The organism is Streptomyces sp. NPDC048288, assembly GCF_043201555.1.
In the GTDB taxonomy this organism is placed as follows: domain Bacteria; phylum Actinomycetota; class Actinomycetes; order Streptomycetales; family Streptomycetaceae; genus Streptomyces.
This window is the reverse complement of record NZ_JBICZD010000010.1, coordinates 1,403-19,919: the sequence shown is the minus strand read 5'-3', so window position 1 is coordinate 19,919 and position 18,517 is coordinate 1,403. Positions and strand designations below refer to the sequence as shown.

At 70.5% G+C, this 18,517-nt stretch carries 17 protein-coding genes and 2 pseudogenes; 9 read left to right on the top strand and 10 right to left on the bottom strand.

Annotation, left to right across the window (positions count from 1 at the left end; translation table 11 throughout):
- Positions 1–4: 4 nt before the first annotated feature.
- Entirely contained in the window at positions 5–910 is a 906-nt protein-coding gene (locus ACGFZS_RS32345) for an ABC transporter substrate-binding protein (protein WP_393798054.1), read from the bottom strand.
- A 387-nt stretch (positions 911–1,297) separates the two neighbouring features.
- Positions 1,298–2,293, bottom strand: a complete 996-nt coding sequence (locus tag ACGFZS_RS32340; protein ID WP_393798053.1) for a threonine/serine dehydratase — start codon at positions 2,291–2,293, stop codon at positions 1,298–1,300.
- A 97-nt stretch (positions 2,294–2,390) separates the two neighbouring features.
- On the opposite strand from ACGFZS_RS32340, the gene ACGFZS_RS32335 reads away from it, so the two are divergent.
- A complete protein-coding gene (locus ACGFZS_RS32335) occupies positions 2,391–3,308 on the top strand; it encodes a LysR family transcriptional regulator (RefSeq protein ID WP_393798052.1) in 918 nt (305 codons plus the stop codon).
- Positions 3,309–3,343: 35 nt separating this feature from the next.
- On the opposite strand, the gene ACGFZS_RS32330 is transcribed toward ACGFZS_RS32335, so the two are convergent.
- Positions 3,344–4,471 carry an aminotransferase gene (locus tag ACGFZS_RS32330; RefSeq protein WP_393798051.1) on the bottom strand — a complete coding sequence of 376 codons (1,128 nt, stop codon included), beginning with the start codon at positions 4,469–4,471 and terminating at the stop codon, positions 3,344–3,346.
- Positions 4,471–5,379 (bottom strand): ornithine cyclodeaminase family protein, encoded by a 909-nt coding sequence (locus ACGFZS_RS32325; protein ID WP_393798050.1) that lies wholly within the window; start codon positions 5,377–5,379, stop codon positions 4,471–4,473. Before ACGFZS_RS32325 ends, ACGFZS_RS32330 begins: the two co-directional genes overlap by 1 nt.
- Positions 5,380–5,441: 62 nt before the next feature.
- On the opposite strand from ACGFZS_RS32325, the gene ACGFZS_RS32320 reads away from it, so the two are divergent.
- Together ACGFZS_RS32320 and ACGFZS_RS32315 are read left to right on the top strand one after the other, a co-directional pair.
- Positions 5,442–6,011, top strand: a complete 570-nt coding sequence (locus ACGFZS_RS32320) for a helix-turn-helix domain-containing protein (RefSeq protein ID WP_393798049.1) — start codon at positions 5,442–5,444, stop codon at positions 6,009–6,011.
- A 121-nt stretch (positions 6,012–6,132) separates the two neighbouring features.
- A pseudogene (locus ACGFZS_RS32315) lies at positions 6,133–6,315 on the top strand (transposase); the annotation flags it as partial.
- 210 nt (positions 6,316–6,525) lie between these two features.
- On the opposite strand, the pseudogene ACGFZS_RS32310 reads toward ACGFZS_RS32315, so the two are convergent.
- From ACGFZS_RS32310 to ACGFZS_RS32290, 5 genes and pseudogenes are all read right to left on the bottom strand, one after another.
- A pseudogene (locus ACGFZS_RS32310) lies at positions 6,526–6,834 on the bottom strand (LysR substrate-binding domain-containing protein); the annotation flags it as partial.
- A gap of 71 nt (positions 6,835–6,905) precedes the next feature.
- Positions 6,906–7,916: a sugar-binding transcriptional regulator gene (locus ACGFZS_RS32305; protein ID WP_393798048.1), complete on the bottom strand. Its 1,011-nt coding sequence runs from the start codon at positions 7,914–7,916 to the stop codon at positions 6,906–6,908.
- A gap of 41 nt (positions 7,917–7,957) precedes the next feature.
- Complete coding sequence (locus ACGFZS_RS32300) at positions 7,958–9,457, bottom strand: FGGY family carbohydrate kinase (RefSeq protein ID WP_393798047.1); 1,500 nt, start codon at positions 9,455–9,457, stop codon at positions 7,958–7,960.
- Positions 9,454–10,431 carry a transketolase family protein gene (locus tag ACGFZS_RS32295; RefSeq protein ID WP_393798046.1) on the bottom strand — a complete coding sequence of 326 codons (978 nt, stop codon included), beginning with the start codon at positions 10,429–10,431 and terminating at the stop codon, positions 9,454–9,456. Before ACGFZS_RS32295 ends, ACGFZS_RS32300 begins: the two co-directional genes overlap by 4 nt.
- On the bottom strand, positions 10,428–11,309 hold the full coding sequence (locus ACGFZS_RS32290; RefSeq protein WP_393798045.1) for a transketolase: 882 nt from the start codon (positions 11,307–11,309) through the stop codon (positions 10,428–10,430). Before ACGFZS_RS32290 ends, ACGFZS_RS32295 begins: the two co-directional genes overlap by 4 nt.
- A gap of 165 nt (positions 11,310–11,474) precedes the next feature.
- Between ACGFZS_RS32290 and ACGFZS_RS32285 the strand changes: the two genes are divergently transcribed.
- Positions 11,475–12,464, top strand: a complete 990-nt coding sequence (locus tag ACGFZS_RS32285) for a sugar phosphate isomerase/epimerase family protein (RefSeq protein ID WP_393798044.1) — start codon at positions 11,475–11,477, stop codon at positions 12,462–12,464.
- A 249-nt stretch (positions 12,465–12,713) separates the two neighbouring features.
- A complete protein-coding gene (locus ACGFZS_RS32280; protein WP_393798043.1) occupies positions 12,714–13,145 on the top strand; it encodes a hypothetical protein in 432 nt (143 codons plus the stop codon).
- A gap of 77 nt (positions 13,146–13,222) precedes the next feature.
- On the opposite strand, the gene ACGFZS_RS32275 is transcribed toward ACGFZS_RS32280, so the two are convergent.
- The gene (locus ACGFZS_RS32275; protein ID WP_393798042.1) at positions 13,223–14,269 is read right to left on the bottom strand and encodes a LacI family DNA-binding transcriptional regulator; all 1,047 of its coding nucleotides are present in this window, start codon (positions 14,267–14,269) and stop codon (positions 13,223–13,225) included.
- Positions 14,270–14,378: 109 nt separating this feature from the next.
- Between ACGFZS_RS32275 and ACGFZS_RS32270 the strand changes: the two genes are divergently transcribed.
- From ACGFZS_RS32270 to ACGFZS_RS32255, 4 genes are read left to right on the top strand one after another with little or no spacing between them, the layout of a single operon-like run.
- Positions 14,379–15,557 (top strand): phytanoyl-CoA dioxygenase family protein, encoded by a 1,179-nt coding sequence (locus ACGFZS_RS32270; RefSeq protein WP_393798041.1) that lies wholly within the window; start codon positions 14,379–14,381, stop codon positions 15,555–15,557.
- A 16-nt stretch (positions 15,558–15,573) separates the two neighbouring features.
- Positions 15,574–16,335, top strand: a complete 762-nt coding sequence (locus tag ACGFZS_RS32265; protein ID WP_393798040.1) for an SDR family oxidoreductase — start codon at positions 15,574–15,576, stop codon at positions 16,333–16,335.
- Positions 16,336–16,369: 34 nt separating this feature from the next.
- Positions 16,370–17,374, top strand: coding sequence for a Gfo/Idh/MocA family oxidoreductase (locus ACGFZS_RS32260; protein ID WP_393798039.1), 1,005 nt, complete (start codon positions 16,370–16,372; stop codon positions 17,372–17,374).
- Positions 17,371–18,390, top strand: a complete 1,020-nt coding sequence (locus ACGFZS_RS32255; RefSeq protein WP_393798038.1) for a Gfo/Idh/MocA family protein — start codon at positions 17,371–17,373, stop codon at positions 18,388–18,390. Before ACGFZS_RS32260 ends, ACGFZS_RS32255 begins: the two co-directional genes overlap by 4 nt.
- Positions 18,391–18,517: the final 127 nt, after the last annotated feature.

Genomic DNA, 18,517 nt, shown 5'->3' with positions numbered 1-18,517 from the left:
CGGGTCAGTCCTCCGCCTTGTTGACGGAGGGAGCGCTCACCGCGATGTTGCTGACGCCGTAGGCATCGAGGATCTTGCCGTAGGTACCGTCCTTGATCAGGCCGGCCAGGGCCCTGCGGACGGCTTCGCGGAGGACGGGCTGGTCCTTGGGCAGGCCGATACCCATCGGCACGGCGTCGTAGCCGTTGGGTGCGGCCGGGTCCGTGAGGACCTTGACCGAGTCGTCCTTCTGCGCGGAGTAGCGCAGGGCCGGCAGGTCACCCAGGATCGTGTCGGCCTTGCCGGTCTTGATCGCCAGCAGCGCATCCGAGAACTGCGGGAAGGTCTTGACCGTGACAGCCTGCTTGCCGGCGGCCTTGCACGTGCGGCTCCGCTTGTTCAGCAGGGCCACCTGCTGGGCACCGGTCTGTGCCGCCGCCGTCTTGCCGCACAGGTCGGCCAGCGTCTTGATTCCGCCGGGATTGCCCTTGGCCACGAGGACGGCGGAACCCGAACGGGCGTAGTCGACGAAGTCGACGGTCTTCTCCCGCTCCTTCGTGTCGAACAGACCGGCCATCAGCACGTCGTACTTCTTCGCCTGCAGGCCGGGAAGCAGGCCGTCGAAGGGCTGCTGGGAGAACTCGAACGGCACACCCAGCCGCTGGCCCACGGCGTGACCGAGGTCGATCTCCAGACCGGCGAGCTTCTTCTCCGCCGCGAACATCTCGAAGGGCGGGAAGGGCGCGTTGGTGGCGACCTGGATGCGGCCCGCCTTCTTGTAGCTCGACGGCACCATGGCGTACAGCGCGGGATCGCGCTTGACCGACACCTGGGCCCCGGTCTGACCGGCGGCCGATGCGGAGGCAGCGGTGCCGGCGTCGTCGGGGTTGGCACAGGCGGGGGCGAGGGCCAGGACGACACCTGTTGCCATGACTGCTCTGATACCCAGGCGAGTGCGTCGCCGAGGCGACGGGGCTATGCGTGTGGACATGGTTTCTCCTTGGGGGCACTGCGCGGGGCGGGGAGTGCGTGAGCGGAGCGGTGAGGGCCGACCGGGAGGTCGGGCGCGCACCGGAGGAAGGCGGTGGTCCCCGCGGTGGGACTGCGGACGCCGGCCGCGGTGCGGTCGGCGGTGTCGTCGGACTCGCGCCCTTTGGCCGAAACTCGGCTGACTGGTGGCAAGAGGGTAGGGGTCCCGCCGGTCGGGCAAGGAGACTGTGCTGCTGTCGCTGTACGTAAGCGGTACTTATGCTCGCCGGGGAGCGCCAGGAGTTGTGCCCCTGGGCCCACAAGCGTGCGATGGAGCCAGTCGCGCAGGTCAGGCGGCTGTTTCCAGGGCTGTTGTGAGGGTCGGCAGGGTGATGTTGCGGCCGGAGACGACGGCCACGGCGCGGCCGTGGACCGGCACCTTGCCCGCGAGCAGGGCCGCGACGGCGACCGCGCCGGAGCCTTCGGCCACGTAGCCGCGTTCGGTGATCAGGTAGCGGATCGCCGCGCGGATCTCGGCCTCGGTGACCGTCACCATGGCCTCGACGTGCTGGGCGATCAGGCCGGGCGTCACCGAGCCGGGCTCGATGTTGCCGGCCATGCCGTCGGCGAGGGTCTCCCCGATGCTCACGGTGACCTGCCGACCGGCCTGCACGGCCGCGCTCACCGCTGTGGACACCTCGGCCTCCACGCCCACCACCCGGACGCCGGGACGGGTCGCGGCCCAGAGCCCCAGGCCGGAGGCCATCCCTCCCCCGCCGACGCCGCACACCACTGTCAGGTCACCGTCCAGCTGCGTGTCCAGTTCCCGGCCGATGGTCGACTGACCGGCGATGACGTGCGGATCGTTGTATCCGGACAGATAGTGGGCACCCTGCTCGGCGAGGGCCAGGGCATGCGCCTCGGCCTCGTCGAAGGAATGTCCGACCTGCACCAGGTCGGCACCGAGCCGGCGCAGCAGGGCGACCTTGGCCGGGGAGGCGTTCTCGGCGACCACGACGGTGGCCGAGAGGCCGAGCGCGAGGGCCGCGTAGGCCACGCCCGCCCCGTGGTTGCCGGCGGACGCGGTGACGACACGGGTGCCCTCGGGGAGAGCGGAGAGCGCGGCGAGCGCTCCGCGGACCTTGAAGGAACCCGTGGGCTGCAGGGACTCCAGCTTGAGCGCGAAGTGCGTGCTGCCGGTGGATCCGGCACCGAGGTCGACCGGGGTGGGAGACAGTCGGCTACTGACCGTCCGCCATGCATGGTCCAGGTCATCGGGCGACGGCGGCCGGACGAGGCGCGGGGCAGGCTGGCTTGCCTGGGAGTCGGGAGGTGTGGACAACATGGTTCTCCTGGAAGTCGTCGTGGTGTCCGGTCACGTTCTCCCAGCCGAGAAGCATCAGGAAATACGCTTCTGCTTCATCTGAGATTATGCTTTTCTTATGCTCGATCCACGCAGGCTGAGCCTGCTGCGCGACATCGCCAGGTCTGGATCCATCGCGGGTGCCGCTCGGCTCGCGGGGTGCACGGCCTCGGCCGCCTCCCAGCAACTCTCTGCCCTGGAGCAGGAGTTGGGCGTCGCCCTACTGGAACGCTCCGCGCGCAGTGTCCGCCTGACCGAGGCGGGCCGCGTCCTGGCCGAGCACGCGAACCGCGTCCTGGCCGAGCTCGACGCCGCCCAGGAAGCCGTCCGCGCCGTCTCCGGTCTGCACGGGGGCAGAGTGCGCGTCGCCGCGTTCGCCACCGCGGCCTCCACCTTGGTCCTGCCCGCCCTCATGGCCTTCCGGCAGCGGCACGGCGAGGTCTCCCTGACGTTCAGGGAGGTCGAGCCCGAGGAGGCGATCCCCGCCGTGGCGGCCGGGGAGGTCGACCTGGCCGTCACCCATCAGTACGAGCGACTGCCCCAGCCCGATCTGCGCGGGCTGCAACAGCTCCATCTCCACCGCGACCGGCTGCTGCTCGCCGTTCCTCCGCATCTGCACCAGGCGGGACGGACGACGGCACGACTGCACGACTATGCCCGCGCCGTCTGGCTGTCGACCGTGCCGAGCGAGGGATTCCAAGCGGTCACCGAACTCCTGTGCCGCTCCGAGGGCTTCGAACCGGAAATCGCCTTCCGCTCCGACCACTACGAGATGCTGCTCGACATGGTGGCCGCCGACTTCGGCGTGGCCCTCGTTCCCGGGCTCGCGGCTGTGCCGCGGGCCGGCGTGACCTACCTGGAGATCGTGGAGCCGGCGGGGGTGGCCCGTGACATCCACCTCACCGTGCGCACCGCCGATTCCTCGACTGCGACGCGTGCGCTCACACAGTTGTTCCTCCAGCGGCGTACCGTCGGCCGGCCGGGCCATGCCCCGTGAGCGGCGGGAGATACTGAAAGGCCCGACCGGGTTTGTCAGGACCCGCCGAGGCTGTCGAGGAACTGACCGACGAGACCCAGGCCGGTGCGCAGGGTCTCGGTGTCGTCGGCGAAGCCGATGCGGACGGTGTGTTCGATGCCGAAGGCGGCGCCGGGGGTGAAGATGACTCCGGTCCGCTCCAGCAGGCGGGTGCAGAACTCGTAGGAGCCGATCGGAGCGCGGTAGCGCAGAAGTGCGGTGGTACCCGAGGACGGCCTGACGTAGCCGATGTCGTGGCGGCCGCCGAGCCACTCGTCCAGGATGGCGAGGTTGGTGCGGGTGATCCGGTGCGCGCGGGCCAGGATCGCGTCCTTGTTCTCCAGCGCGACACACGCCAGCAGATCGTCGACGCGGCCGACGCTGACGGTGGTGTAGTCCCGGTGCGTGGAGACGTCGGCCAGCAGTCCGGCCGGTCCGACGATCCAGCCCAGGCGCAGTCCGGCCAGCGAGTACGGCTTGGACATGCTGCCGGTGGAGATGCCCCGCTCGTACAGGTCGGCGATCGAGGCGGTGAAGCCGTCGCCGGTCTGGTCCACGCCTCGGTAGACCTCGTCGCACAGCACCCAGGCCCCGGCCCGCCGCGCGATCTCGGCGATCCGCTTCAGGCCGGCCTCGTCGATCAGCGCGCCGGTGGGGTTGTTGGGGTTGTTGACGGCGATGAGTTTGGTGTCCGCGGTGACCAGGCGGTCGAGTGCGTCGAGGTCGGGCAGCCAGCCGTGCTCCTCGCGAAGCGGCAGCTGGTCGACGCGGGCGCCGTAGCTCTCGGGGATGGAGTAGTGCTGCTGGTAGGTGGGGACCACGGCCACGACATGGTCGCCGGGTTCCACGAGGGTGGTGTGCACGAGTGCGTTCGCGCCGATCGCCCCGTGGGTGATCAGGACGTTGTCCGGACCCTGCGTCGCGTACAGGCCCGCGACCAGGCCGCGCAGGCGCGGACTGCCGGGGATCGGCCCGTAGGTGAGCGGGGTGGCGGCCAGCTCGGCCAGCACCTCGTCGCGTCGGCCGGACAGGTCCAGCAGCTCGCCGGCGGTCAGTGAACGGACGCAGGTCTCGGCCAGGTTGTACCGGCAGGTCTCCTCGTAGTCGTTCATCCAGCGCTCGACTTCGAACTCGCGGATCTTCATCAGTGCCGTTCCTCGGTCGTCGCGTTGTCGTTCTCGTAGGCGGCCCATGCGACGGCCGCGTCCTCGATGCCCAGTCCGACGGACCGGAAGTACACGGGGCGTTCACCGCTCGGGCGCGGGGCACGGCCGGTGACCAGGTCGGCCAGGTCGCCGCGCACCAGGGCGGGATCCCAGCCCGATGCGGTGGCCTGGAGCAGCTCGGCGGCGACCCGCAGGCTGGTGCGCGCGTCCACGTACACGTCCAGCTCCTGCACCGCCGCGGGCGGGATCTCACGCGCACCGGGGGCGTTGGTGGAGATCGAGGTGACGACCGCCCCCGCGGCGAGGCCACGAGGATCGAGTACGTCGTCGGCGGCCGAGGTGCACAGCATCACCAGGTCCGCACCCTCGACCGCCTCCTCGACAGAGGAGACGACCTTGTCCTCGCCCTCGACTTCGTCGATCCCCACGGGCGAGAACACGCGAACGGTCATGCCGGGACGGACGAGGCGCAGATAGCGGGAGTGGGCGCGGCCGATACGGCCGTAGCCGATGACGGCCGCGGTGCGGGCGTCCGGCGGCAGCAGGAGGTCGGCGGCCAGCACGGTGGTGGCCGCGGTGCGCTCGGCGGTGAGGCCGGAGGCGTCGAGCAGGGCGACCGGCTCTCCGGTGGACAGGCTCATCAGCAGCGTCCAGGCCGTGACCACCGCGGGGCCGGCGGGCTGCGGCAGGTACGGGGAGACCTTGACGGCGTGGACACCGGCGGCGGGCAGTACGGCCGGGTAGTGGATGACGTCACCGCCGCCCGGCAGGTCGACGACGAACTGACCAGGGCCGGCCGGCTCACTGTGGGAAGAATCCCCGAACGCCTGGCGCAGCGCGGCCAGAACGGCCCGCTCGGAGACATGGGGTGTGGTTATCACTCGCATGATGAGCAATATATTGCCCACTCGTGTCTACGGCAAGCCTTGCGTGCACTATATTGCTCACCATGAGCAGTGAACTCGCCGCCGGCAGCACGCAGGAGTTCGTCACCCGTATCGGCGGGCGCATCAGGGCCCTGCGCAAACAGCGCGGCTGGAGCGTGCAGCAGCTGGCGGAGGCAGCCGGACTGAGTCGGCGCATGCTCACCGACATCGAACTGGGCCAGGCCAATCCAAGCCTCGGCACCGTCGACCGGGTCGCGCGGGCCCTGGACACCGACTTCGCCGCCCTCGCCCTCCCGGAACGCGACACGGCGGACGAGGAGGTCGAGGGGACGCTCGTTTGGCAGGGCCCCGACGGCAGCCAGGCACTCCTCCTCGGGGCTACGGGGGACCCGCGCGCCGAACTGTGGCGCTGGACCCTGGCCCCCGGTGGCGCCTACCACGCCGAGCCCGACAGACCCGGCGCACAGGAGATCCATCACGTGCTCTCCGGCCGCCTGACCCTGATGCTGGAGTCCGGCCCCCACTTGCTGGCACCCGGGCAGAGCACGGTCATCGCCAGCGACCAGCAATACGCCTACCGCAACGAAGACACCCAGCCGGTCGTCTTCGTGCGCGTGGTCACCGGAGCGTAGGCCGCTGGCCGGCGCCGTGAACGCCGTCACCCTGCCGATCGGTGTGGCTCCGGCGGGAGAACAACGGCGTACGCCCGGCGGAGCTGGAGTTGCATGAACCACCCCGGCGCTGGAGTAATGCCAGGTCTCGGCGATGGCCCGGCACCTGGACGAACAGGTCGCGGTCTTCCGCAACCGGCCCCTGGACCAGGGGCCTTACGCCTTCTTCTGGGTGGACGCGCTCACGCAGAAGGTCCGCGAGGGCGATCGGATCATCAACGTCCATGCGCTGATCGCGATCGGTGTCAATGCCGACGGACACCGCCCTGCCCACCGAACTCACCGCATGGCCTCGAAGGTCGAGATCACCGCGTAGCCGTTGATACACCACTCCCACGGACGTGATCCCTCGGGCTACCTTCTCGACCTGCGACAACACGCTGAAAATCCGAAGGGCGGACAGAATCGACCCGAATTCGCCTCCGAAGCCCTCACACGCTCCGACGAACAGACTTGATCTGCAGCGATGCAATTTCCGCTCATGTACCAACGGCCTCATCGCGTCGTGGAACAGCTCCTTGATCTCGATGCTCTCCAGGCTCGGACAGGGGACACCTGGATACTCCTCTCCGAGGACCAGGTCGAAGTCCCGCGCAGCCAGAGCCACAAGGGCGTTGTCCGGATCGATCTGGGCGATCTCCGGACGCAAGTGCGGGTAGGCGGCGGTGACCTCCGAGAACACGTGCGGAAGGAGCACCAGGGCTGCGGTCGGGAAAGTCGCCACGCGCGACGTGCCGCAAACGCCGAGAAGCGACTCCGTGACCTCGGCCTCGGCGAGTTCCATCTGCCACCCCGCCTGGCGCTGTCTGTCGGTCCGAGTGACGAGCCGCGCGGAGCGGACCGTGGGCCGATCACTCAGCCGCCGGGGGCAGAGAGGACCGGCTCGTCGAGCAGGCGCCGGGCCGTCGTGATGTCCGTGACCAGCACGGTGAGCCAGCGCCCGCGTATGGCGGCGCGTACGGCCGGGTACTTCCGCTCACCGCCCGCGACGGCGATACGGCGCGGGACCGTGCGCAGTTGGTCGACGGAGATCCCGATCGTCCGCTCGCCGAGCCCCGCGTCCACGTGGACACCGTTCTCGTCGAAGAAGCGCTGGCAGATGTCGCCCACCGCGCCGAGGGCGCGCAGCCTGGCGATCTCCTCCTCGGCCACCGCGTTGCCGCTCAGCTGAAGCAAGGGGGACGGCTGCAGGCTGCCGATGCCGACCAGCACGGCACTGAGCTGCTGCCATGCCTGGCTGACCTCCAATACCGCCGGATCGCGCAGCAGGGAGAGCCGGGCCTCCGCGGAGCCGACGAGTCCCGGTGCCCGGACGAACAGCGGGGTACCGCCGGTCAGGTCGGCGAGCCGGGCGGTGAGCCGGGTCGCCTGCACCTGGCTCTGCGGATCGCCGATGCCGCCCATGAGCTGGACGACCTGGGCGGCGTCCCGGGCCTTGGTGGGCTGCATCGCCTCGACGGCGGCGAGCAGAGTCTCGCTCCACGTCGACACACCGATCAGGTCACCGGGGCGGAACGCGGTCTCCAGATAACTCGCGGCCGCCGAGCCGAGCGCGCGTAGCAGGGTGCGCGGGTGCTCGGGCAGGTCGTCCCCGTCCAGGACGACGACGTCGGTCAGCTGGTAGCGCTCCGCGAGGGCGTCTTCCAGGTCGCTGTGGATGCCCGGCGGCGCGACGACGATGGTGCGGACCACGCCCAGGTCAGTCGCGGAGCGGAGCAGCCGGGAGACGCCGGCCTGGGACAGCCCCAGCGCGCCGGCGATCTCGGCCTGCCGCATTCCGCGCTCGTGGTACATGCGGGCCACACGCACGATGAGCCGCAACTTGTCGGCGGATTCGCTGCTGGTGAGGTCAGGACGCTGGGACACACCACGAACCCTACTGATCCAGGGCGCCGGAGGCGGAATGATCACGGCGCTTCCGCCAGGCCCGAGGGGGCTGGGACGGTCGTACTCGCCCGGGACACGGCCTCGTGCCAGGCGCTGAGGCGCTGGGCTCGCTCCACCGACGACCAGCGAGGGCGATAGGTGTCCGCCGTCCCCGCGGCATCGGACAGGTCTTCCTTCGTGAAGATCCCGAGGGATTGACCGGCGAGCCGCGCCGCCCCCAGCGCGGACATGCCGTGGTCGTGCGGGCGGCGCAGTTCGCGTCCCGAGACGTCCGCCTGCAGTTGCATGAGCGTCGCGTTGCCACTGGGACCGCCGTCCGCGAGCAGGCTGGTGACGAGCGTGTCCGGGGTGTCGAACCCGGCCACGACGTCCTCCACCTGGAAGGCGACCGATTCCAGGGCGGCCCGGGCGAGTTCGGGCAGGCCCGCCGCGAAGGTCAGCCCGGAGACGAGTCCGGTGGCCTCGTTGTCCCACCAGGGCGCGCCGAGGCCGCCGAACGCCGGCACGAGGTGCACGCCGGCGGAGTCCGGCGCGGCTCGTGCGGCGAGTGCGCCCTCGTCGGTGCCGAACAGACCGGCGAGCCAGCGCAGGGTGGCGCCGGAGGAGCGGATGTTGCCCTCCAGGGCGTAGGCGGGGGCGCCGTCGTCCCAGGCGACAGTCAGGCACAGCGGTGACTGTTCGGCGCGGGCAGGTGAGGTGATCAGGCCCATGACGGACGAGCCGGTGCCGTAGGTGACCTTCACACTGCCCGGTGCGAAGACACCATGGCCGAACAGCGCGGCGTGCGAGTCGCCCAGCACGGCGCCGACCGGCGTCCCGTCCATCAGCCCCGGCAAGCTTCGTACGGCGGGGAAGGGACCGGTCGAGGCGACGATCGCGGGCAGGGCCGCACGCGGCACGTCGAAGAGGTCGAGCAGCCGCTCGTCCCAGTCGCGCGTGCGTACGTCGAGGAGCTGGGTGCGGGAGGCGTTGCCGACTTCGACGACGTGCGCGGCCTGCCCGCTCAGCCGCCACAGCAGCCAGGAGTCGACAGTGCCGAGGCAGAGTTCACCGCGCCGGGCCCGGGTGCGGTCCGGGTCGTGGGTGTCCAGGAGCCACTGCGCCTTGAGGGCGCTGAACATCGGGTCCAGGGGCAGACCCGTGGTCGTACGGACGGCCGGGCCCAGTCCTTCGGCGAGCAGCTTGGCGCAGGCGGACGCCGTGCGCCGGTCCTGCCAGCCGAGGACCGGGCCGAGCGGTCGCCCACCGGACCGTTCCCAGAGCAGGCAGGACTCCCGTTGGCTGGATATGCCGAGCGCGGCCACCCGGCGGGGGTCGTGACCCGCCAGGCACCTCTCGACCGCCTGCGTCACGCTCTGCCAGATCTCTTCGGCGGACTGCTCGACCCAGCCAGGGCGGGGGTGTGCGGCGGAGAGCGGCACGGACGCCGAGGCCACCACCGCGCCGGTGTGATCGACCAGCAGGGCCTTGGTCGCGGAGGTGCCCTGGTCGACGGCGAGGAGCAGCGGGTCGGACGTCATGACGCCGAGGATCGCAGACGGAGCAGTTCGCATGCCGCGCGGTGGATGGCGTCGGCGGTCAGGCCGAAGTGCTCCAGCAAGCCCTCGGCACTGTCGGTCGGCGCGAACCCGGACACGCCGAGCAGCCGCAGCGGCACGGGAGCGTGCTGCCCGGTGAGGGAGGCGACGGCCGCGCCGAGACCGCCGCTGACGGTGGCCTCCTCCGCGGTGAGGACGGCGCCGGTCTCGGCGGCGGCCCGCAGGATCGCGGTCTCGTCCAGCGGGTCGACGAACGGTGTGTTCAGGACGCGGGCGGAGATGCCCTCGGCGGCGAGCCTGTCGGCCGCGATCAGGGCACGCGGGACCAGCGTGCCGACAGCGACGAAGGTGACGTCGTTCCCCTCCCGAAGGGTCAGTGCGCGCCCCTGGGAGAAGGGGGCATCGGCAGGGATCACGTCGGGCACCTTGACGCGGGGGATGCGCAGATAGCTGGGCCCGTCGTGGGCGTACGCCCAGCGGACGGCGGCGCGGGTCTGGGCGCGGTCGGTGGGCACGACCACGGCCAGGTCGGCGACCGCGCGGAGCCAGGACAGGTCCTCCACGGAGTGATGGGTGGGGCCGAGTTCGCCGTAGGCCATGCCGGGGCTCTGGCCGCACAGGACCACCTTGTGCCCGCTGTAGGCGCAGTCGGCCTTGATCTGTTCCAGAGCGCGGCCGGTCAGGAAGGGGCCGGCCGCCGAGACGAAGGGCACAAGGCCCGCGTTGGCGAGGCCGGCGCCGACGCCGACCATGTTCTGTTCGGCTATGCCGACGTTGATCAGCCGGTCGGGGAACTCGGCCCGGAATCCGGCGAGGTTGCTGGAGCCCACGGAGTCGTTGCAGACCACGACGACGCGGTCGTCCTCGCGGGCGAGTGCGATGAGTTCCTCGGCGAACGCCTGTCGGCAGTCGTACGCCGGCGCGTGGTCGAGGGGGTGGGTGACGGTCTCGGTCAACGGGTCAGCTCCTTGACGGCGGCGCGCACCTGGTCCTGGTCGGGCACCCGGTGATGCCATTCGGCGCGGTCCTCGATGAAGGACACGCCCTTGCCCTTCACGGTGTGGGCGACGACGGCGACGGGGCGTCCCGTAGTGGCGGGCGCAAATGCGGCGAGCAGGGCCGCATGGTCGTGGCCGTCCGCCTCGCGTACCTCCCAGCCGAACGCGTCCCACTTTCCGGCCAGCGGGTCGAGGCCGACCGTCTCCTCGGTCCGGGCTCCCTGTTGCAGCCGGTTGCGGTCCACAACGGCGCACAGCCCCGTCAGACCCTGGTGTCCGGCGGTCATCGCCGCCTCCCAGTTGCTGCCCTCCTGGAGTTCCCCGTCGCCGAGGACGACCACCGTTCGGCTGCCGTCGCCGCGCAGCCGGGCGCCGAGGGCGCAGCCGACCGCCACGGGCAGGCCGTGACCGAGAGGGCCGGTGTTCGTCTCCACGCCAGGGACCTTCCGGCGGTTGGGATGGCCGTTCAGGGCTGACGACGGTGCCGTGAAGGTGGCGAGCTCGGACTGCGGGAAGTAGCCGCAGTACGCGAGCGTGGCGTAGAGGGAAGCCGCGGCGTGCCCCTTGCTGAGGATGAACCGGTCCCGGCCGGGGGCGCCGGGGTGCTCCGGATCGACGTCGAGGACGGCGCCGAAGAGCGTGGCGAGGATGTCGGTGACGGAGAAGTCCCCGCCGATGTGCCCAAGCCCGGCGCGGTCGATCATCTCCAGGACCCTGAGCCGGATGTCGGTGGACATGGCACGAAGGTGTTCGACGGCCCGGTCGGGGTCCTCGGAGCGGATGGAGCGTTGCAGCCGGCGATAACCCGCCGCAGTGGCGAGGTCAGCGGTCAACATGTGAATATCCATTCAGTGTGCGATATCTATGTGAGCCAGATGGTGGGGTGCCGCACGCGCGGACGTCAACCCCCCAGATGGAGCCCTTGACACCCCCGATCGAGCCGACCTAACGTCCAAGCGAAGAGAGCGGCAACATCTGAATAGATATTCAGGAGATCTTTCGTGACTGCACCCCCGGCCCCATCCGAACGCACCTTCACCGGCGGCATGTGGACGTTCGGCCGCATCATCGACCGCTACGCCACCGACGGTTACGGGCCCACCGTGTCCACCCTGCGGACCATCGAACTGGCCGCCTCATCCGGACAGCTGGTCGGCCTGGACCTCAACTACCCCTTCGACGAGGGCGTCACAGTGGAGCAGGTGGCCAAGTCCCTCACCGAGCACGGCATGACGGCCGTCAACATCACACCGGTGATCTACGACCGGGGATTCCGCAGCGGCTCGTTCACCAGCGCCGACCCCGCCGTCCGCGGACGCGCCGTCGAACTCGCGCACGAGTCGGTCGAGGTGGCGGGCCGCCTCGGCGCCCGCTACGTGAAGTTCTGGCCCGGCCAGGACGGTTACGACTACCCGTTCCAGGTGGACTACGCCGCGCTGCGCCGCCACGCGATCGAGGGCATCCGGGACGTCGCCCGGAACTTCCCCGACGTCACCTTCGCCATCGAGTACAAGCTCAAGGAACCCCGCAACCGCCTGTTCTGGTCGACGGCCGCCGCGAGCCTGCTCGCCATCGAGCAGATGGGCGTCGACAACGTCGGCCTGGTCGTGGACTTCGGGCACTCCCTGTTCGCCAAGGAGAACCCGGCCGAAGCTCTCACCCTCGCCCATTCCATGGGACGGCTCGTCGACATCGAACTCGACGACAACTACCGGGAATGGGACGACGACCTGACCGCCGGCGCCCTCCACCTCGTGGAGACCTTGGAGTTCCTGCACGTCGTCCGCCAGATCGACTGGCAGGAGCCACTGAAGCTGGACCTCTTCCCCTACCGCGAGGACCCGGGCGACGCCGTCCGCGAGTCCGTCGCGACCCTGCGGGCTCTGGAGGACAAGGCCGCCCGGCTTCCATTGCAGGAGCTGCGTGCGGCGCAGGCCGCCCACGACGCCATGGCCGTGCAGCGCATCGTGCGCACGGCACTGCTCGGCTGAGATCCTCGTACCACCCGGCATCTCCCCCGGCTCGACGACGAATTGACGCTCGTCCAGTTCAAGCATTGCAAACTCGGGCAGGTGGCGGCCTGCATCGAGGAACTGCGGACCGGTCCGGAGGCCCAGGCCGCTCTCTTCGCGGAGCCGCGGATGTGCCGATCGGCAGCGCCTGCTGTGCGCGGCAGGAAACCGCCACGCGGTGGCGTACGTTCGAGTCGGAGCTGCACAGACCCGACCACGACCGGCATCGTGCTCCAGGCCGAGTTCCGCCATCGCATCGGGTTCATGCCCGACGAGGAGGGCACCTGGACCTTTCATGCGACGAACAACGCCCGATCCATGGACGCGGTCACCGGTACCTTCCAGAAACAGTTCAACTTCCAGCACGCCGACGGCGGCACCCGCTACTTCCGCGTGGGTACCACCGCCTACGGTGCCGCGTCCACCTTGTCGGAGTTCGCGATCCCCCGCATCCCGTCGACGTCCAGGATCACCGAGCCGCCACCGAGAGGTGGCGACTGCGCCGGCGGAGGCTTCTCACCCGTGGGTGCTGTCTTCGGGAATCCTGGTGAGACGCACCGGCCCCCAGTTCGGTCTTTCGCCGCCCGTGGTGACGGTCACTCCTGCGTCGCCGACGAGCAGGTGCTCCACAGTGTCGGCAAGAGGAGCAGTCAGCGGTAAGGCTTGCGAGTTCCTGCACACGAACTGTGTCTCGGGGCACCGATTCGGTACCGCCGCAGAGCGCTCTCGTGACGGATTCAGTCGACAACCGGCACGGACGGACTTCCCGGCGTCATGTTGAACGGCGTGACGACCTGGATCGCGGAAGGCAGGGCGGGGCCGTCGTCGGGGAGGGCCTTGTGGGCGCGCATGATGATCTGGCAGGCGCGGCGCATGTCCTGGCGCAGGTCGTGGTGGAGTACCGCGGAGAGCCGACGCTCGCGCAGCAGGCGGGTGTTGACGTGGTCGAGGTCGTGGGCGACGAACACCGCGCACTCCCGTTCCAGCGCATCGAAGGCGTCAAGGGTGGCGAGGTTGCCCCCGCCCACGGAGTAGACGCCGATGATGTCCTCGTCGCGCTTGAGTGCCTCGACGACGAGGTCGTACTGGGTGGCGTCCAGCCCGTCGCTGTCGGTGACCTCCACCAGGGACCGCTGGGGGTAGGTGAGGCGCATCTCGCTGCGGAAGCCCATCTCGCGCTCCTCCTCGCCGCGGAAGGAGCCGCGGCTGATGGTGGTGAGCACCTTGCCCGGCCGGTCGCCGAGCCACTGCCCGAGCAGGAAGGCGGCGGTGGCGCCGGCCGCACGGTTGTCGATGCCGACGTACGCCAGACGCGCGCTGTGCGGCAGATCCGTCACCAGGGTGACGACCGGTATACCGGCCGCGACCAGTCGGCCGACGGCCGCGCCGACCTCCGGCACGTCGGGCGCCTTGAGGATCACGCCCTGCGAGCCGCGCTTGGCGATCTTGTCCAGGGTCCCGATCAGCTCGGCGGGCGGACAGGTCTCGCGGAAGTGGAAGCGCGAGCGCACCAGGGCGGGATGCAGTGACGGCAGTTCGGCCTCCAGCGCCTCGCGTACGGCGGTGGAGAACCGCTCCGGGGTCTGCATCACGATGTCGATCATGAAGGTGCGGCCCCCGATGCGGACCTGGGCCTGCTGGCGGTCGAGGTCCTTGATGGCCTCTTCCACCTCCCTGATGGTGCTCTCTCGCACATTGCCGCGCTGATTGAGCACGCGGTCGACGGTGGCCGTGCTCAGTCCCGCCTGACGGGCGATTTCCCTGATCGGGTAGGGGTGCCTCATGAGTGATCCCAAGAGATTCTGATGGAGTTTTGATGTATCGGTAAGCATTGAATGATGGGTTCGGGTTCTCAAGACTGGCAGAAATGCACGGACTGCGAAAGGACCCAGGATGTCTTCCCCAGCCGCGGCGGCGCGGACTTGGTTGACCGAGGCGGACTGCGATCTCGGAGCGTTTCGTTCCCTCGTGGAGCGGAGCACCGACCCCGCGGACCACCCCTCGGCCGAGCGGGTCGAGCAGAACGTTCCGCTGTACGACAGTGACCGGCTCCGCAGCCTCGCGGGCGACCCGGAGAGCCGGCGGATCGTTCAGGGCGAACTGGTCCGGGCGCTGCTGGACGGGCCGGGCATCGTCGTCCTGAAGCGGGCCTTCGCCGACGGTGCCGTGGTCGACGGCATGTCCCAGGTCTTTCGCGCCCTGATCGAGGAGGAACGCGCGACGGGAGCGGCGCGCGGCGACCACTTCGCCAAGCCCGGCGCCAACGACCGGGTCTGGAACGCCCTGGACAAGGTGGCCGTACGGGCGCCGGAGGCGTTCGCCGACTACTACGCCAACGACATGCTGGCCTTGGTCTCCGAGGCCTGGCTCGGGTCCGGATACCAGGTGACCTCGCAGGTCAACGTCGTCAATCCGGGCGGAGCCGCGCAAAGTGTGCACCGTGACTACCACCTCGGCTTCCTGAGCCAGGAGCGGGCCGCCGCCTATCCGGCGCACGTCCACCGGCTCTCCCCCGTACTGACCCTGCAGGGCGCGGTGGCTCACTGCGACATGCCCGTCGAGTCCGGTCCGACGCTGTACCTGCCGCACTCGCAGAAGTTCGAGCCGGGCTACCTGGCCTGGCGGCTGCCGCGGTTCGTCGAGTACTTCGACGGCCACCACGTCCAGCTCCCGTTGGAGAAGGGCGACGCGGTGTTCTTCAACCCGGCGCTCTTCCACGCCGCCGGACACAACAGGTCGACCGGCATCAAGCGGATGGCGAACCTGCTGCAGATCTCCTCCGCCTTCGGCCGCGCGATGGAGACGGTGGACCGTGAGGCGATGGCCGACGCCGTCTTCCCGGTGCTGCTGCGCCGCAAGGCCGAGGGCGTCTCGGAGGACTGGCTGCGCCGCGTGGTCGCCGCCACCGCCGAGGGCTACCCCTTCCCCACCAACCTGGACCTCGACCCGCCGGTCGACGGTCTCGCCCCGCCCTCCCAGGCGGACACGCTCTGGCAGGCCGCCGACGAGGGATGGGCCCCCGGGCGGCTGCACCAGGAACTGCAGGCGGCCGCCAAGCGCCGCCGGAGCTGAAAGGAACATCTGACTCATGGGACTGCTGGAGGACAAGGTCGTCCTCGTCAACGGCGGCAGCCAGGGCGTCGGCGCGGGCATCGTGCGGGCGGCCGTACGGGAGGGCGCGACGGTCGTCTTCACCGGCCGCCGGGCCGAGGTCGGCGAGAAGCTCGCCGCGGACACCGGCGCGCACTTCCTGCACGCCGACCTCGCCGACCCGGCTCAGGCGCGCGACAGCGCCGTCCAAGTCGTGGACGCTCACGGACGCATCGACTGCCTGGTCAACGCGGCCGGACTGACGTCGCGCGGCTCGCTGCTCGACACCACGCCGGAGCTGTTCGACCAGCACATGGCGATCAACCTGCGGGCGCCGTTCTTCGCGATGCAGGCGGCGGTGGCCGACATGGTCGCCCGCGAGGCGCCGGGCACCATCGTCAACATCGGCTCCAACTGCGCCCACGGCGGGCCGCCCAACCTGGCTCCGTATTCCGCGGCGAAGGCAGGGCTGGCCGGGCTGACCCGCAACGCCGCCCACGCCCACCGCTGGGACAGGATCCGGATCAACGGCCTCAACATCGGCTGGACGGACACCGAGGGTGAGGACGCCACGCAGCGTGCCTTCCACGGCGCGGGCGACGACTGGCGGGAGCAGGCCGCCGCGGCACAGCCCATGGGCAAGCTCGGGCAGGTCGACGAGATCGCGGACTTCGTCGTCTTCCTGCTGTCCGACCGCAGTGGCGTGGTGACCGGTTCGGTCATCGACTGGGACCAGATCGTCTTCGGCGGCCAGGACTGAGCCGCTCCTCCTGAGGCAGAGAAAGAAGAGTCGCATGCGTATCGGAATCATGGGACTGGGCCGGATCGGCGCATTCCACGCGGAGACCCTCGCCGGGCTGGACGCGGTGGACTCCCTGGTGGTCACCGACCCGGTGGCCGCGGCCGCCGCCTCGGCCGCCGAGAGATTCGGGGCCACCGCGGTGGACTCCCCCGAGGCCGTGTTCGCCGCCGGCGTCGACGGCGTCGTCATCGCCGCCGCGACCGACGCCCACCCCGAGCTCATCCTCGCCGCTGTGAGGGCGGGCGTCCCGGTCTTCTGCGAGAAGCCCGTGGCCCGTGGCGTCGAGGAGAGCCTGGAGGTGCTGCGCGCGGTCCAGGGCAGCGGTGTCGAGGTGCACATCGGCTACAACCGGCGCTTCGACGCGGGCTGCGTGGCCGCACGCCGGGCCGTGGTCAGCGGTGGGCTCGGCGACCTGCACACGGTCCGGTCGACCACCCTCGACCCCGCTCCGCCGCCGCCCGCGTACGTGGCCGCCTCCGGCGGTATCTTCCGCGACTGCTCGGTGCACGACTTCGACATCGTGCGCTGGGTGACGGGCCGCGAGGTGGTCGAGGCCTTCGCGACCGGCGGCAACCGGGGAGCGGACTACATCAAAGAGGCCGGCGACGTCGACACGGCGTCCTCCCTGCTCACCCTGGACGACGGCACCATCGCCGTCATCTCCAACTCCCGTCACAACGCCCGTGGTTACGACGTACGCCTGGAGCTGCACGGCATGAAGGACAGCATCGCGGTCGGCCTGGAGGACAAGCTGCCGCTGCGCTCCGTCGAACCGGGCGCCACCTTCCCGGCCGGGAAGCCGCACCACTTCTTCATGGACCGCTTCACCGCCGCCTACCGCGCCGAACTCACCGCGTTCACCGAGGTGGTCGCGGGCGCCCGGCCCTCCCCCTGCACGGTGGCCGACGCCATCGAGGCGAGCTGGATCGCCGAGGCGTGCACCCTCTCGCTCCACGAGCACCGGCCCGTACGACTCGACGAGGTACGCAAGGGATGACGGTCGAGCCCCTGCGGATCGGTGTCCTGGGCGCGGCCCGGATCGCCGAGCTGTCGATCGTGGGCCCGGCGCGCGCGGGCGGTCACCGGCTTGTCGCGGTGGCCGCCCGCGACCGCGGCCGGGCGGAGGCCTTCGCGGCCGCGCACGGCGTCGAACGCGTCGCCTGCTCGTACGCCGACCTGGTCGCCGACCCCGAGATCGAGGTCGTGTACAACCCGTTGGCCAACGGCCTGCACGGGCCGTGGAACCTGGCCGCTCTCCGGGCCGGCAAGCACGTCCTCACCGAGAAGCCGTCCGCCAGCAACGCCGAGGAGGCCGCCGAGGTCCACGTGGCGGCGGCCAAGGCGGGCACCGTCCTCATGGAGGGCTTCCACTACCTCTTTCACCCGGTCACACGACGCCTCCACGAGTTGCTGGACAGCGGCGCACTGGGCGAACTCCGGCACGTGGAGGCCATGGTCGCCATGCCCGCACCACCGGACAGTGACGTGCGCTGGTCGCTGCCGCTGGCCGGCGGTGCGCTGATGGACCTCGGTTGCTACAGCTTGCACGCGCTGCGGATGCTGGCTCCCTGGGCGGGCGGCGCGCCCCGGCTGGTCGGCGCGCGTGGCGCCGAGCGGGCTGGGGCCCCGGGCGTCGACGAGTGGCTGTACGCCGATCTCGAGTTCCCGGGCGGCGCCACCGGCAGCGCCCGTTGCCATATGGCGTACGACGAGTGGCAGATGAGCTGCCGTCTCGTGGGCACGCGCGGCGAAGCCACCGCGATGAACTTCGTGCAGCCGCACCTGGACGACCGGGTGGTGGTCCGCACGGCCGACGGCGAGCGCACCGAGGAACTCGGCCGCCGGTCGTCGTACACCTACCAACTCGACGCGTTCGCCGCCCACTTGAGGGAGCATGCGCCGCTGGTCCTCGGCGAGGACGACGCGCTGGCCACGATGCGTCTCATCGACGACTGCTATCAGGCGGCCGGGTTCCCGGTACGGCCACGGACGGCGCTTCCGGCCACTGGCTGAGAAACAGAAGTGGGGGCGGTACCGGTCCGGTACCGCCCCCCCATATGGGTGGGGCCGACTGGGTGTATGGGGGGGGGGCGCAGATGTCGCCCCCGACGCGCCCGCCCGCCCGCGGGGTCCCGCCCCC